This window comes from Caulobacter hibisci, from assembly GCF_016135805.1.
Lineage (GTDB): Bacteria > Pseudomonadota > Alphaproteobacteria > Caulobacterales > Caulobacteraceae > Caulobacter > Caulobacter hibisci.
Genome location: NZ_JADWOX010000013.1, coordinates 81,073 through 95,790 on the forward strand (window position 1 = coordinate 81,073; position 14,718 = coordinate 95,790).

Genomic DNA, 14,718 nt, shown 5'->3' on the forward strand with positions numbered 1-14,718 from the left:
GATGTTACGGGGAAGCCTGGTCCTTCTCCCCTTGCGGGAGAAGGTGGCGGCGAAGCCGTCGGATGAGGGGTCTCTCAGAACGAGGCCGTCGCACCCGACAGTCAGCTTGGGAAGCTGACGTTCCGTGCGACCCCTCACCCGACCTCGCTTCGCGAGGCCACCCTCTCCCGCAAGGGGAGAGGGATTATCCGACTTTCCGCGCCAGCCGGATCACCCCGTCCTCGCCCGCGCTGGCCCGCACCGGGAAGGCGCTGGTGACGGCGGCGACGAAGGCCTGGGGTTCGGTGCTCTGGAAGTAACCGGCCAGGCGTAGGTCGGCAATGGACGGGTCGGCGATGCGGACCTTCTGGCGGTTGTAGCGGTTGAACTCGGCTACGGCCTGGCTCAGCGACTGGCCGTTCAGGGCGATGGCCCCCTGGCGCCAGGCCAGGGCGCGGTCGATCTCGGCGTCCGACAGCGGCTGGGCGTGGCCGCCGTGCGGGCCGTAGACCATGGCCGTGCCGGCGGCGATCCGCACTTCCTTGGCCGGACCCTGGCCGTCGGGCTCGATCTGGGCCGCGCCGCGCCGCACGGTGACGGCGGCGTTCTCGGCGCCCAGGCGGACCGACAGCTCGCCGGAGCCGGTCTCGATGCGGGCGTCGCGGGCCTTGACCACGAAGGGGCGGGCGTCGGGGGCGGCCTCGAACAGGGCCTCGCCCTTGACCAGCTTCACCTCGCGCACGCCGTTCCGGTAACGGACCACGACCTTGCTGTCGGTGTTGAGCTCGATGCGGCTGTTGTCGGCCAGCACCACGACACGGCGCTCGCCGATGTCGGTGGCATAGGCGGTCGAGGCGGTGGCGCTGAGCACGCCCGTGCCGATGACGCCGATGATCGCGGCCGCAGCGGCCATCATCGTCCAGGGCGAGCGGCGGTCGAAGGTGCGGCGGGGCTCTTCCGGCGCGAACAGGTCGGCGTCGGGCTTCGAGAGGGCCGGCTTGAAGACGCGCAGGCGGTCGGTCCGCTCCCAGGCGGCGTGCTCGCGCTCGAAGGCGGCTTCGTTTTCGAAGCTTTCGGCGCGCCAGGCCTCGAAGGCGGCCCGTTCGCCGGGCGCGCAGGCAGGATCGGACAGCCGCACCACCCAATGGGCGGCGGCCGCTCTCACTGCTTCGCGTCGCGATCCCGCTTCCCGACCCATGAACGCCCTTCGTCGATACGCACGGACTGGATCGCGCCCGGGCGGCCCAGTCTTTCGGAACAGTAGCGAAGCCCCTTGATCAGGTGCTTCTCGACAGTCGAGACGGACAGGCCCATGCGAACCGCTATCTCGCCCGGCGACAGGCTATAGACTTTCCTGAGGGTGAACACCCGCCGACATTGCGTCGGCAGCTCGGTGATCGCCTCGCGCAGCTGGCGCAGCTCGTCGCGGGCGACCAGCGTGGCCTCGGGACCAGGGGTCTCGTCCATGCCGCCGACCTGCTCGAAATCGGCGACGGCGGTGATGGTCAGGACCTTGCGACGACGCAAGGTATCGAAGGCGATGTTGCGCACGGTGCGGGAGGCGAAGGCGGCCGGATTGGCGATCTCGCGCCAGGTCTTGCAGGCGATCACCCGGGCGAAGGCGTCGTGGACCAGGTCTTCCGGATCGCTCTCGCCGTCGCGGCAGAACTTGCGGGCATAGGCCAGGAGCCGCGGTTCCAGGGGCAGGATTTCCCGTCGGAACCAGGCTCGGCGCTGTTCGTCTTCTGGTGTCATCGCCCTCGTTCCCCGGCCGGGAACCAACCCCGGCGACGCCGTCGTGGCAAGAGGCGAACACGCGCCCCGGCGGCGGGGAGGGCTTATGCGCCACGTTTCCGTTGGTAACATTGCGAGGCGGGGCAAGGACTTGCGTAGCGGAAGGCGACGCCGAAAGATTCAGCAGATTTCTTGCGCGGCCTGTCCGTCAGGCGAGCGCCAGCGCCGCCTTCAGTCGAGCAGTCCGGCCAGCTCGCCCGCAAGGCGCAGATCTTCGATGAACTCGGCGCGGGCCCGTGCTCGAGCGTCCGGATCGGGCAGGCGCAGCAGGAAGGACGGGTGGTAAGTCAGCACCGCCCGCGTCTGGTCGGGCAGCTGCAGAGCCTTGCCGCGATTGACGCCGATCGGCGTGGCCTTGCCCATCACCGCATTGGCCGCTGTGGCCCCGAGCGCGACGATGACGCGGGGCCGCACCAGCCGACGCTCATGGTCCAGCCACCAGCGACAGGCCTGCACCTCGCCGCCGCCCGGCGTCTTGTGGATCCGCCGCTTGCCGCGCGGCTCGTGCTTGAAGTGCTTCACGGCGTTGGTGACGTAAGTTCGGTCGCGCGGCACGCCGGCCTCGCTGAGGGCCTCGTCGAACACCTGGCCGGCGGGGCCGATGAAGGGCAGGCCAGCCAGGTCCTCCTGGTCGCCGGGCTGCTCGCCGACGAACATCAGCCGAGCGTTGGCGGCGCCCTGGCCCGGCACGCCCTGGGTGGCGTCGCGCCACAGGTCGCAGCGCCGGCACAGCTGCACCCCGGCGGCGACGGCCTCGAGGCTGGTCGGCACGTCGCTGTTGTACGACCCGTCGCGGGCCTGGCGCATCGCGGCCTTCAGCACGCGGTCCGGAGCGGGGGAGGGCGTGGCGGCGACCATGGCGGCGGCGCGCGCCTGGGCGGTTTCGATCAGCTGCGGAATGAGCCGCGCCTCGGGGAGGTTGCGCCAATAGCGCTTGGGCATCTCCTGGCGCATCATCTTCTCGTTCAGCCGCGCCGGGTTGAAGATCGAGGCGTAATAGGTGCGCCAGAGCTCCTCCTGGGCGTCTTCGGACGGCGCCTCGGCCGGATCGGCGCCGTCCGACACCTTCAAGGTTTCGCCGTCCCACGCCACGCAGGCGTCGGGTGTCAGGATCGTCCAGGTCATGGTGGTGAAGCGGCGGGCGAAGAACGGGGCGGCGGCTTCGGTCACGCGATGGGCCGGCTCGAACCAGGCGGCGTAGGTCTCCGGATCGGTCTCCACAAGCCGGAAGCGGACGAAGGCGTGCATCTTGTGGATCGCCCGGGACACCGCCTTCTGCATGTCGCGGGCCTTGGCGACGTCGGGATCGGCCGGGTTGTCGATCAGCCTCGGCTCGCGCTCCAGCCGCCACAGCAGGCGGTAGAGCAGGGGCAGCCGGTCGGGCGCGCGATGCAGGATCACCGACCGCGCCAGGTCGACGAAGGCCGGCGGCACGGTGAAGGCGCCGGCCGGGGCGGAAGGCGTGGCGGGCGCCGGGGCTTCGAACAGGTCGCGCTCGACCTTCCAGATCACGGTCTCGGGCGTGACGCCTTTGGCCCGTAGCCGGCGCGCCGCGATCCGCCAGCCGTCGAAGTCGATCTCGGACGCCAGCCGCACCACCCGCATCAGAACAGGCTCAGCTGCGCCGGCTCGACCAGGCGGGCCTTCAGGTGTTCGCCGTCGGTGGCCATGCCCGGCGTCCAGCCCTCGGCGACGACGAAGGCCTTGGCCCGCTTGACCACGGCCCCGACGCGCTTGAGGTCGTCCAGCGTCAGCCGCGTCTGCCGCCGGGCCAGCAGGATGCGGTCGACGGCCTTGGCGCCCAGGCCCGGAACGCGCAGCAGGGTTTCGCGGTCGGCGAGGTTGATGTCGATGGGAAACTTGTCGCGATGGCGCAAAGCCCATCCGGTCTTGGGATCGACGGAAAGATCCAGGTCCTCGCCCGCGCCGATGATCTCCGGCTGCTCGAAGCCGTAGAACCGCATCAGCCAGTCGGCCTGGTATAGACGATGCTCGCGCAGCAGGGGCGGGCGGCTGGACGGCAGGCGGTGGCTGGAATCCGGGATCGGGCTGAAGGCCGAATAGTAGACGCGGCTGAGGCGATAGGCGCCGTAAAGCGAGGCGCTGCGGGCCAGGATGTCGCCGTCCTTGGCCGCATCGGCGCCGACGATCAGCTGGGTCGACTGGCTGCGGGCGAAGGTTCGGCGCGGCGCCTTGCGGGCCGGCTCGGCCTTGTCCTCGATAGCCAGGCGCATGCGGCCCATGGCCCGCTTGATGTCGCCGACGTCCTTCTCGGGGGCCAGGGCCTTGAGGCTGTCGTCTTGCGGCAGTTCTATATTGATCGACACCCGGTCGGCATAGAGCCCCGCCTGCGCCGCCAGCTCCGGCGAGGCCTCGGGAATGAGCTTGAGGTGGATGTAGCCGCGAAAGTCGTGGTCGAGCCGCAGCGACTTGGCGATGCGGACCATCTCTTCCATCGTGTAGTCGCCGTTGCGGATCACGCCCGACGACAGGAACAGCCCCTCGATATAGTTGCGCTTGTAGAAGTTCAGGGTCAGGTCGACGACTTCCTTGACCGTGAACCGCGCCCGGGGCGTGTTCGACGACACCCGATTGATGCAGTAGGCGCAATCGTAGATGCAGAAGTTGGTCAGCAGGATCTTCAGCAGGCTGATGCAGCGCCCGTCGGGCGCATAGGCGTGGCAGATGCCCATGCCTTCGGTGGAGCCGACGCCCTTGCCGCCGACGGAGTCGCGTTTCTCGCCCCCCGATGAGGCGCAGGAGGCGTCGTACTTGGCGGCGTCGGCGAGGATGGAAAGCTTGCGGCGAAGATCGAGAACGGCCATCGCTTACCGTATCGTTCTCCATATGTTCCGTCCAGCGGCGTGATGTCGCGCGTCCTGTGCGAGGAGACGGAACAACCGCCTTCGCCACGCGATCCCCTTTCAGCAAAAGGAGCCTTTCATGGCGCGCCGCAAAGACGACTGGTCCTCGACGATGCTCGACGCCTGGGCGCTGGGGATGGAGGCCTCGGCCGTCATCGGCCTGCGGACCATGGTCCTGGCCGGCGGCGGGGCCAAGGCCCAGACCGAGGCTGTGCGGATGACCACCGAGAAGATGGCCGCCGCCGCCGACATCGGCCTGAAGTTCTGGACCGGCGGCCTGCCCCAGGCCCCGGAAGCCGCGACGGCGGCGGTGGTGAAGCACTACCGGGCGAAGGTGCGGGCCAATCGTCGGAGATTGGGACGGGGCGGGTAGGGGGCGGGCAGCGGCCCGCGGCGCCATTTGACGTCGCCGAACGACGCCCTACCTAAGAGTCATGGCCGTCTGGATCCAATACCTCGTCGCCTTCATCACGCTGCTGGTGCTGGCGCCATTGATCGCCTGGGTCGCCAGACGGTTCGGCTCCAAGACAAAGGGCGGCTTGATGCTCGCCTCGGTCCTGCTCGGGTTTGGCGGCATGCTCGACCAACCGGCCAAGCATGCCATCGAAGCAGCCGAACCCGTGAAAAGATCGCCGGAGAACGACGAACCGCCGCTCTCCTAGCCGTGAACTATGATGATTGTACAGCCTCGGCGACTCAGGTCTTCGGAGGAGACACACAGGGCACGTCGCTGGCGGTCCAGTCGAAGTCGTAGGGCGCTGGGACCCTCGCTCCACTACCGACAACGTTCTTGCTCGCCGAGGGGCGGTAGTAGATCCAGCCCATGCTGTTGTCGAACGCGGGGATCCTGTCGTTGTCGCGTTGAGCGGTGGCGGAATCGATCTCCGGCTGCTCGATGCGTGATCCGCGGATCATGCGAATTGCGCCCTCACGCAGTTCCCAGGCCCGATGATAGTTGCGACCGAAGATGCGCGTATCGTAGCTCGTCTCGGAAGACCATTGGGCCGGCCGGGTGGAGCTCGGCAGTCGCACCGTGGTGACGTGGCAGACGTATTCCGGCTTGGTGTAGAACGGCACGTCCTTGTGATCCATTCTAACCCGTCGCTCTGGAGGGTTGAACCCGCCTCCGGGAAGCGCCAGGGACCTCTGGCCGGAGCCGTCATCCTCCCAATCCACGGCCGACGTGCCGCTGATCGTCAGGATGCTGGCGCCCGCCTTTTGATCATAGCGCCACTTGACGTCGTCGATGGTTTGCCAAGTGCCGCCAAGGGCGCGCTGACGGAAGAACTCGAGTAGCTGTCCTTCGCTCACCGCGGAAAACTGCACCTGCTGTTCCAGGGCGGGCACGCCGCGGACGATTTCGGTGGAGACGATCCGCGCCGGCTTGTCGAAACCCGCGCGTGCATCGATCTCGAACAGACTGATCTCATCGGGCGCCGCGGCCGGACGCCATTCCATTCGCTCCAGGTCGCCGCCCTGCGCGGTCACGGGCAGGACCCATCTGACCGGGAAGACGGGTTCCGAGCTGGGCGAAGCCACCGGCGGCAGGGTGCCGTCCAGCCAGTAGGCCTTGCCGTCGATACGCGCACGCACCAGCACGTGGTCGAACAACTGGGGGATGGGCAGGCGCTGATCGAAGCCGTCGTCGACCCCGGCGGAGTTCACGAGAACAGCTTCGGCGTCGATGCCCAGCTCGCGCAAAAGCGCCAGCAGGAGCGTGGTCTTCCCCTTGCAGTCGCCATAGCGGCGCCGCCAAGTTTCATCGGCGGAGGCGGGAACCAGATTGCCGCCGTTGAGGCCCACATAGACGTACCGCACGTTCTGCTGAACCAATTTCAGCGCCGCACTGGCGCGATCAAGCTGGCTCGTATTGGCGGAGCGAAGACGGGCGGCTTCGAGCTTGAGAGAGGATTCGGGTTCGAGGGTCGATGCTTTCGCATACAGCGGCGCAAAATGGCGGGAGAGAGCCGGCCAGTCGTGGAAATCGCTGTATTCTACGGCGCGCTGCCACTGGTAGCGGAGCGGCGCATCATTCGGCGCGGTCTGCACCCGAGGATTATCGAACTGGAAATGGATCGCCCGCTCGGTGCTTTGCATGGCCGCGGTCATGTCCGCGGTCATCTTCAAGTCGGGCTTGTGCCCTTCGTCCCAGCTCAATCCGAGGCGATATCGTCCGGGCGACGGGCTGGGTCCAAGCAGGAGCAGGCCGGATTCGTTGGTCCCTAGGGCCGGGCTGTGCTGGAACGTCGTCAGTTCGACCTCGAGTTCGTCGCCAACCCGAAGGTCAGGAACGCGGAGGACCGCCGTCAGCCTTCCGTCCAGCTTGGCCTGTTCGAGTTGGTCCTCGCGGCGCAGGATTTCGAAGGTGGCGCCCTTCAGAACGTCGGTGACTTGCTCGTCTCGAAAGACCTTGATGCCATGGACAATCGGAGTGCCGGCCGACGGATCCCAGGCAATTGAGATATTGCCAAGCTGCAGGGCGCTGGATTGGAGAATCTTGATGCGATAGCCGATATACTGCGCCTCGCCTTGAGCGCTCAGATGAACTTCCGCGTCCTGGCGACGGAAGAACACCGACCCGGTGGCGTTCTCCGGCACGGGCATGGGCGAGGATGCGACCGCCCAGGCAGGGGCAGGGCCCGCCGGACCTCTTGTGGCTGTGCGAAGGCCGACGTGGCGGCGAACACGCAGGCCGAAACCAGCAACGAAACTTTCAAAACCATGAGTACCCCCTGCCGAACTCATGCGGCAGAAAAGCCAAGCTTTCAAGGCGCTTGCTTTCGCCCTGTCATCCATAGATTTCGCTGACTTCATCTTCCGTGAGGGAGAAGGGCCAAGTGTTCGTTCCCTAACCTTCGCGCACCTTCTCAGGTCAGGCTTGGCGCGGGCATTTCGCACCTGTCGTTCAGCAGGACGTCACTTTGCCTGTCCGATGTCGGAAGTGTTCATGTCGTTGGAGATTTCCACCACAACGGCGGCAATGACGGTAAGCGTAAAGACGAACTCACCCGCCTTCCGACAGCCGCGCATAGGCCTCCCGCGCCCGCCCGGACCGCACGAACACCCGGGTGATCCGGCGGTCCACGCCCTGGATCAGCTCGGCGAAGTGGTCGCTGGCGGCTTCGATGTCGGCGGCGGTCAGGTGGTCCTGGAAGTCGAGGGTGACGCCCAGCAAGATCTCTTGAGGCCCCAGGTGCATGCTCAGCACCTCGGCGACGCTGTCGATGCGCGGGTCGCTCTCAAGAGCCTTGCGGACCTCGGCGACGATGCGGGGGGAGGCGGCCTCGCCGGTCAGCAGGCTGCGGGTCTCGTTGGCCAGGAAGGCGGCGACCACCACCAGCAGGACGCCGATCGCGACCGAGGCCGCGCCGTCGGCCCAGGCCAGGCCCAGCATGGCGCCGGCCACGCCCAGGGCGGCGATGGCCAGGCCCGCCAGGGCCGCGCCGTCCTCCAGCAGCACCGCGAAGATCGACGGGTCCTTGCTGCGGCGGATGGCGGTGAAGAACGGCGCGTCGCCGCGCAGGGTCTTGAATTCCTTCAGCGCCACCAGGAACGAGCCGCCCTCGAACAGCGCCGCCAGGCCCAGGACCACGAAGTTGATCCACGGCCGGTCGATGGCCTCGGGCGCGCGGATCTTCAGGATCCCCTCGTAGATCGAGAAGGCCCCGCCCAGGGCGAAGATCATCAGCGCCACCACGAACGACCAGAAATAGACCTCCATGCCGTAGCCGAACGGATGGGTGACGCTGGGCTTCTTGCGGGCGCGGGCCAAGCCCAGCAGCAGCAGGCCCTGGTTGCCGGTGTCGACGCTGGAGTGGATGGCCTCGGTCAGCATGGCCGACGAGCCGGTCAGGGCGAAGGCCACGAACTTGGTGGCGGCGATGGCCAGGTTGCCCGCCAGGGCCGCGTAGACGACGATGTGGGCGCTGTTTCTGTTCGCGGTCGAGGCCATGGCGGCGCAACGCGGGCTCGGCCACGGGCGTTCCTCCGGCGATCGCGGCCCTCACCCTTTACCCGCGCGCGGCGAGCCCTTACGCAGGGCGCTCTTCCACGGCCGCGCGGGGCGGCCGAATCCACGCAAGGTCTCTCCATGCCCTCGGGTCTCGTCGCGCTCCTGGATGACGTCGCCGGCATCGCCAAGATCGCCGCCGCCTCGGTCGACGACATCGGGGCCGCCGCCGGCAAGGCGGGGACCAAGGCCGTCGGCGTGGTGGTCGACGACACCGCCGTGACCCCCGGCTACGCCATGGGCTTCACGCCCGACCGCGAGCTGCCGATCGTGGCCAAGATCGCCGTCGGCTCGCTGCGCAACAAGCTGCTGTTCCTGCTGCCCGGCGCCCTGCTGCTCAGCGCCTTCGCGCCGTGGGCGGTGACGCCGATCCTGATGCTGGGCGGCTCGTACCTGGCCTTCGAGGCGGCCGAGAAGATCATCGAGATCTTCGTCCATCACGACGAGGCGGTCGAGACCGAGGACCTGGCCCTCAGCGGCCCCGAACTGGAAAAGCAGAAGATCGCCGGCGCCATCCGCACCGACCTGATCCTGTCGGGCGAGATCATGGCCATCGCCCTGGCCGACGTCGCCGACCGTCCCTTGCCGATCCAGGCCGCCGCCCTGGCGGTGGTCGGGGTGGTCATCACCGTGCTGGTTTACGGCGTGGTCGGTCTGATCGTGAAGATGGACGACATCGGCCTGCACATGGCCAAGGGCAAGACCGCGGCGACGCGCGGCTTTGGTCGCGGCCTGGTCAAGGGCATGCCGGTGGTGATGGACAGCCTGGCCTATATCGGCACCGCGGCCATGCTGTGGGTCGGCGGCGGCATCATCGTCCACGGCCTGCACGAGTTCCACTTCACGCCGATCCCGGCCTGGGTCGAGGGCTTCTCGCACTGGGCCGGCCAGGTTCCGGGCGTCGGCGCGGTCACCGGCTGGCTGGCCATGGCCCTGGGCTCGGCTGTGGTCGGCATGGTGGTCGGCGGGGCGATCGCCGCCGTGCTGCACTTCATTCCGCGCAAGAAGGCGCATTAGACGCGTGGCCGAGGCGGAGCCCCAGCCCCCCCAGGCCAAGGTAAAGGCCAAGGCCGTCAAGAAGGCCGCGCCGCGCCGGTCGGTTAATGCGGCCAACCTGGCCTATCTGGGGCCGGAGGCGCTGTCGGAACTGCTGATGGAGGTCGCCGAGGGCCATCCGGCCATCAAGCGCCGCCTGAAGCTGGCCCTGCTGGGCGAGGTCGGGGCCGCCGACCTGGCCGCCGAGATCGACAAGCGCATCGACGCCATCGCCGACAGCCGCGCCCGCATCAACTGGCGCAAGTTCAAGGAGTTCGTCCGCGACCTCGACGCCCACCGCGCCTCGGCGGCCGGGCGTCTGGGCGAGCTCGATCCCAACCTCGCCGTGCCGGTACTGGTGCGGCTGGTGCGGGTGTCCGAAGACCTGGAAGGCCGGATCAAGGATCCCAAGGGCGAACTGCTGGCCGTGTTCGACCAGGCCGTGGCCGATGTGGCCCGCCTGTCGCCCAAGGCCCTGACGCTGGACAGCCGCTCGCTGGCCGACGCCCTGCTGGCGTTCGTCACCGACGCCTCGACCAAGCTGTCGGTCGATCTGCTGCGCGCGGCCGCGCCCGCCCTGGCCGGCGACGCCGTGGCCGTGCTGCGCGGCCAAGTGCGCGAGCGCCTGGCCGTCCAGCGTCGGCCCGATCCGCGCCTGCGCGCCGCCGCCCAGGTGCTGGCCGACCTGGAAGGCGACGTCGAGGGCTTCGCGGCCCTGTTCACCGCCAGCCAGCAGGTGCTGCCGCCGATCGGCGCCCAGATCGCCCGCCGCTACCTGGCCGTCGGCCGCACCGCCGAGGCCCTGGCGGCTCTGGACCAGTCCACGCCGGGTCCCGCCGACCGGGCCGATCCCGGCGCGCTCGCCTGGGACGAGGCCCGCATCGCCGCCCTGGAAGCGGCCGGTGAGCCGCTGGAGGCCCAGGCCGTGCGCTGGGCCAGCTTCAAGGCCACCCTGTCGGTCGAGATGCTGCGGGCCTTCCTCAAGGGCCTGCCCGACTTCGAGGACGTCGAGGCCGAGGACCAGGCCCTCGACTACGCCCAGACCTATCCCGACCCGCACAAGGCCCTGGCCTTCCTGACCGCCTGGCCCTCGGCGGCCGGCGCGGCAAAGCTGGTCATGGAGCGCGGCCCGGCGCTGCGCGGCGACCGCGAGGTGGTGCTGGAGCCGGCCGCGCGGCTGCTGGAGCACCGCTATCCGCTGGCCGCCACCGTGCTGCTGCGGGCCATGGTCGACGACGTGGTGCGCTACGGCCGCGCCGACCGCTATGCCGACGCCGCCCGCTGGCTGCTGGAGGCGGAGTCGCTGGTCCCCGGCCTGCCGGACGACGCGGCGATCGACGACCACGTGACCTGGGCCAGGCGCGTGGCGGGCTATCGGCGGCTTTAGCGCCAGCCTGCGACATTGCGCCACGCCTGGGCGGCGAGCGTTCAAACCCCAGCATAATCAGCCATTAAACGTCCAAGGCGCAGGAGTGACGGCTGTCCCGCAAGCCGCCGCGATGCTCCATTGCCCTGGTTCCGACCCGTCCCGCCGACACCCGAACTGCTGAAGGCGCAGGTGCGCGCCTTCTCGCGGCAGGTGCCGATGATGTACGCGCTGGTGCTGGTCAACACGATCGCCCTGTCGGCGACACACCTGGACAACTCGCCACCGCTGCTGACCCTCGGTTTCCCCGGCCTGCTGGGCGTGATCAGCCTGGTGCGGCTGGTTACCTGGTGGCGGGCGCGCGGCACGACCATCGACCAGGCCGGCGCCAAGCGGATGCTGCGCCAGACCCTGGTGTTCGCCGGCGTCCTGGGCCTGGGCTTCACGCTCTGGGCGTTCAGCCTGTTTCCGTATGGCGACGCCTTCACCAAGGCGCACGTGGTCTTCTACATGGCCATCACGGCCATCGGCTGCGTGTTCTGCCTGATGCACATGCGGGCCGCCGCCTTCCTGCTGACCGCCATCGTCGTCGGGCCCATCGCCGTCTTCTTGCTGGCCAGCGGCAATCCGGTGCTGACGGCGATCGGTTTCAACATGGCCCTGGTGGCGATCGCCATGCTGGTGATCCTGCTGATCTCCTACCGCGACTTCTCCAACCTGGTGGAATCGCAGCGTGGGCTGGAGGAGCGCCAGGCCGAGATCCAGAGCCTCAGCGACGACTATCTGCGGATGGCCAACCTGGACGGCCTGACCGGCCTGCCCAACCGCCGCCAGTTCTTCTCGCGCCTGCAAAGGGTGACCGACCAGGCCGCCGCCGAGGGCCGCCGCTTCGCCGTCGGGGTGATCGATCTGGACGGCTTCAAGCCGGTCAACGACGCCTATGGTCACGCGGTCGGCGACCGCGTGCTGGTCGAGGCCGGCGAGCGCCTGGGCCGCAACCATGGCCAGCCGCTGTTCGTGGCCCGCTTGGGCGGCGACGAATACGGCCTGATCATCGAGGCCGACCTCGCCCCCGAAGCGCTCCAGCGCCTGGGCGCGGACCTCTGCGCGGCCCTGCGCGAGCCCTACTGCTTCCCGGGCGTCACGGCCCAGGTCTCCGGCTCGGTCGGCTTCGCCGTCTATCCGCAGGCCGCGACCGCGCCGAACTTGCTCTACGAGCGCGCCGACTACGCCCTCTATCACGCCAAGCAGAACATCCGCGGCGCGGCGGTGGTGTTCTCGGCCGACCACGAGACGGCGATCAAGACCGCCGGCCTGATCGAGCAGGCCCTGCGCCACGCCGACATGGACACCGAGTTCCGCCTGGCCTTCCAGCCCCTGGTCGATATCCGCAGCGAGCGCACCGTCGGTTTCGAGGCCCTGGCCCGCTGGACCAGCCCGACTCTGGGCGTCGTCTCGCCGGGCGACTTCGTGCCGGTGGCCGAGCGCTCGGGTCTGATCGCCCGCATGTCGCCGGTGCTGCTGTCCTGGGCGCTGGACGCCGCCAAAACCTGGCCCGAAGACCAGCGGCTGTCGTTCAACCTGTCGGTCCGCGACATCGCCTCGCCCGAGCAGATCGCCCGCATCATCGAGATCATCGAGTTGAGCGGCGTCGATCCGGGCCGCATCGACCTGGAGGTCACCGAGACCGCCGTCATGCGCGACTTCGACCAGGCAGCCCGCTCGCTGGCGGCGCTGAAGGCCCTGGGCGTGCGCATCGCGCTCGACGACTTCGGGGCCGGCTATTCCAGCCTCAGCTACGTGCACCGCCTGCCGATCGACAAGCTGAAGATCGACGGCAGCTTCATGCGCGGCCTGGGGGCGGCCGACAAGCGCCGGGCCATCGTCAAGACCATCCTCGACCTCTGCCGCAATCTCGGCCTCGACTGCGTGGTCGAAGGCGTCGAGGAGCCCGAGCAGCTGGTGCTGCTGCGCCCGCTGGGGTGCCGGGTGGTGCAGGGCTTCCTGTTCGCGCGGCCGATGCCGGGCGAGGCGGTGGCCGGCTATCTGGCGGCCGAGCGGGGCGAGGCGGACGCGGTGGAACTGCGGTCGGCGGGGTAGGGGCTAGCCGATCGATCTAGTCGCCGAAATGTGTGGTGAGGCGCTTTAGCACCTCGATCGCTGCACTCTGCCGTTCGCGAAGATGGTCTGAAGCCGCCGCCTTTATTTCCGCACGGCGCAGCAGTTCGCGCAAAAGGGCCCGTCCTTGAATGTCCTTGGTTAGCGCGTTGCGGAGGTCGTCGTGCAGATGCGCGATCTCATCCTTGAGTTGTCGCATACGTTCGTGCAGTTCGGCGGCGTCGTAGGCGACTTCAATCGCGGCCAGCCTCTTCGCGCTGAGCGTCTGTCGCGTATCGCTCCAGGCGTCATGGAAGATGGCGTGGCGGTCGTAAATCTCGACTTCGATTCCCTCCTCCGAGTCCGAGAACCCTTCAAGGGCGGAGGCATCGAAATCGACGTCTTCGAAGACAAGCGACCATACCGGTCTGGCGTCCGGGTCTTGCGTGAATTCTAGCGGGTGAAATCTGATCTCGGCCTGTCCATGAGCGAAGGCGCAGCGTGAATAGAAGCCGCAGAACTTGATCTTCGGGGTAGGCGGCATTTGGTTTCTCGAACGCAGAACAATGAAACTTGAGCACGGCGTGAAGCCTGTGTCAGCATGTCGATCATGGGAACTCAACTGCCCCAATTTGCCGCGCGGCCGTCATAGGCTCTCGTAACGCCGGTCCTCGAATTTCTCCCCATACGATCAAACAAGTAGCGCTGTGCGCGAAGCTGTGATTGCATCGTTAAAAATAAGGGGAGAGAAACAATGGAACTGGTCCAATGGCCGGCGCTGATTGCGTTGGCGGTCGGCGCGGTGGTGTGGGGCGGCGTGATTCTGGCCAGGAATTGGCGGGAAGTCCCGGCCACGGCCGAGGAAGATCTCGACTAGTCTTTCAAGCTTTCATGGATCGATAGACAAAGCCGCCTGACGCCGGCGGCCTGATCTCGCGCCGGTCTATTCCCGCGCCGCTGGCGCTTGTGGCGGTCGCGGCGCCGCGCGATATCGCCCATGGGCAGGCTTGGCGCCCGCTGACGGCCTCGACTAGTTTGCCGCCATGACAACCCCGCTTGCCGCCCTGAAGCCCATCGTCCTGACCAATGACGCCGGCGTCGAGTTCCTGCGACGCCACCCGGCGACGCGCGAGGTGGTGACGGATCCCTCGGCGAGCGGCCTGGTGCGGGCGGCGCTGCATTTCGTCGACGCCATGGAGCCGCCGCCGGAAGAGCAATGGGCCATGCCCAACGCCGATGTTCCCGAGGACCGGGATCATGACCTGAGCTTCGGCAACACCGGCCACGCGCCGCCCTACGGGTTCTGGATCACCCATCCCGACATCCTGGCCTGGGCGACCGACTTCGTCGAGGACGACGCCGCCGACTGGCAGGTCAGGATCTGGCTGAAGAAGGATTCGACCTGAGGTCGGATGGTGCGGGCGGTCGGGGTCGAACCGACACTCCTTTCGGAACCGGATTTTGAGTCCGGCGCGTCTACCAGTTTCACCACGCCCGCGCTCGGCTCCGAGCCGATGGCCCGAAGCGAAGGACGGCTTTCCTAGCAGCGGTCGCGGGGAAGTTCCAGAGGCGTT

General features: G+C 68.1%; 14 protein-coding genes and 1 tRNA gene. 7 read left to right on the forward strand and 8 right to left on the reverse strand.

Annotation, left to right across the window (positions count from 1 at the left end):
- Positions 1-184: 184 nt before the first annotated feature.
- The 4 genes from I4Q42_RS17545 to I4Q42_RS17560 form a co-directional block, all read right to left on the reverse strand.
- Positions 185-1,144, reverse strand: coding sequence for a FecR family protein (locus tag I4Q42_RS17545; RefSeq protein WP_332873104.1), 960 nt, complete (start codon positions 1,142-1,144; stop codon positions 185-187).
- On the reverse strand, positions 1,141-1,734 hold the full coding sequence (locus I4Q42_RS17550; RefSeq protein WP_198577387.1) for an RNA polymerase sigma factor: 594 nt from the start codon (positions 1,732-1,734) through the stop codon (positions 1,141-1,143). The genes I4Q42_RS17545 and I4Q42_RS17550 overlap by 4 nt, the downstream gene beginning before the upstream one ends.
- A gap of 210 nt (positions 1,735-1,944) precedes the next feature.
- Positions 1,945-3,378 (reverse strand): UdgX family uracil-DNA binding protein, encoded by a 1,434-nt coding sequence (locus I4Q42_RS17555; protein ID WP_198577388.1) that lies wholly within the window; start codon positions 3,376-3,378, stop codon positions 1,945-1,947.
- A complete protein-coding gene (locus I4Q42_RS17560) occupies positions 3,378-4,598 on the reverse strand; it encodes a putative DNA modification/repair radical SAM protein (RefSeq protein ID WP_198577389.1) in 1,221 nt (406 codons plus the stop codon). Before I4Q42_RS17560 ends, I4Q42_RS17555 begins: the two co-directional genes overlap by 1 nt.
- A gap of 118 nt (positions 4,599-4,716) precedes the next feature.
- On the opposite strand from I4Q42_RS17560, the gene I4Q42_RS17565 reads away from it, so the two are divergent.
- Together I4Q42_RS17565 and I4Q42_RS17570 are read left to right on the forward strand one after the other, a co-directional pair.
- Positions 4,717-5,010 carry a hypothetical protein gene (locus I4Q42_RS17565; protein ID WP_198577390.1) on the forward strand — a complete coding sequence of 98 codons (294 nt, stop codon included), beginning with the start codon at positions 4,717-4,719 and terminating at the stop codon, positions 5,008-5,010.
- Between the two features lie 61 nt (positions 5,011-5,071).
- Positions 5,072-5,299, forward strand: a complete 228-nt coding sequence (locus I4Q42_RS17570) for a hypothetical protein (RefSeq protein WP_198577391.1) — start codon at positions 5,072-5,074, stop codon at positions 5,297-5,299.
- 34 nt (positions 5,300-5,333) lie between these two features.
- Here the strand turns inward: I4Q42_RS17570 and I4Q42_RS17575 are convergent, their stop codons facing one another.
- Positions 5,334-7,241 (reverse strand): DUF3857 domain-containing protein, encoded by a 1,908-nt coding sequence (locus I4Q42_RS17575; RefSeq protein WP_198577392.1) that lies wholly within the window; start codon positions 7,239-7,241, stop codon positions 5,334-5,336.
- Positions 7,242-7,641: 400 nt separating this feature from the next.
- On the reverse strand, positions 7,642-8,589 hold the full coding sequence (locus tag I4Q42_RS17580) for a cation diffusion facilitator family transporter (RefSeq protein WP_198577393.1): 948 nt from the start codon (positions 8,587-8,589) through the stop codon (positions 7,642-7,644).
- 138 nt (positions 8,590-8,727) lie between these two features.
- On the opposite strand from I4Q42_RS17580, the gene I4Q42_RS17585 reads away from it, so the two are divergent.
- The 3 genes from I4Q42_RS17585 (at position 8,728) to I4Q42_RS17595 (ending at position 13,147) form a co-directional block, all read left to right on the forward strand.
- A complete protein-coding gene (locus I4Q42_RS17585; RefSeq protein ID WP_198577394.1) occupies positions 8,728-9,663 on the forward strand; it encodes a DUF808 domain-containing protein in 936 nt (311 codons plus the stop codon).
- 4 nt (positions 9,664-9,667) lie between these two features.
- On the forward strand, positions 9,668-11,068 hold the full coding sequence (locus I4Q42_RS17590) for a DUF6880 family protein (protein ID WP_198577395.1): 1,401 nt from the start codon (positions 9,668-9,670) through the stop codon (positions 11,066-11,068).
- Between the two features lie 120 nt (positions 11,069-11,188).
- Positions 11,189-13,147 carry a putative bifunctional diguanylate cyclase/phosphodiesterase gene (locus tag I4Q42_RS17595; protein WP_198577396.1) on the forward strand — a complete coding sequence of 653 codons (1,959 nt, stop codon included), beginning with the start codon at positions 11,189-11,191 and terminating at the stop codon, positions 13,145-13,147.
- 16 nt (positions 13,148-13,163) lie between these two features.
- Here I4Q42_RS17595 and I4Q42_RS17600 read toward each other — a convergent pair whose 3' ends face one another.
- A complete protein-coding gene (locus tag I4Q42_RS17600) occupies positions 13,164-13,688 on the reverse strand; it encodes a hypothetical protein (RefSeq protein WP_198577397.1) in 525 nt (174 codons plus the stop codon).
- A 210-nt stretch (positions 13,689-13,898) separates the two neighbouring features.
- On the opposite strand from I4Q42_RS17600, the gene I4Q42_RS26440 reads away from it, so the two are divergent.
- Both I4Q42_RS26440 and I4Q42_RS17605 read left to right on the forward strand, forming a co-directional pair.
- Positions 13,899-14,021: a hypothetical protein gene (locus tag I4Q42_RS26440; protein ID WP_269816521.1), complete on the forward strand. Its 123-nt coding sequence runs from the start codon at positions 13,899-13,901 to the stop codon at positions 14,019-14,021.
- A 166-nt stretch (positions 14,022-14,187) separates the two neighbouring features.
- The gene (locus I4Q42_RS17605) at positions 14,188-14,550 is read left to right on the forward strand and encodes a hypothetical protein (RefSeq protein WP_198577398.1); all 363 of its coding nucleotides are present in this window, start codon (positions 14,188-14,190) and stop codon (positions 14,548-14,550) included.
- 7 nt (positions 14,551-14,557) lie between these two features.
- On the opposite strand, the gene I4Q42_RS17610 is transcribed toward I4Q42_RS17605, so the two are convergent.
- Positions 14,558-14,642 (reverse strand) — tRNA-Leu (locus I4Q42_RS17610).
- Between the last annotated feature and the right edge of the window lie 76 nt (positions 14,643-14,718).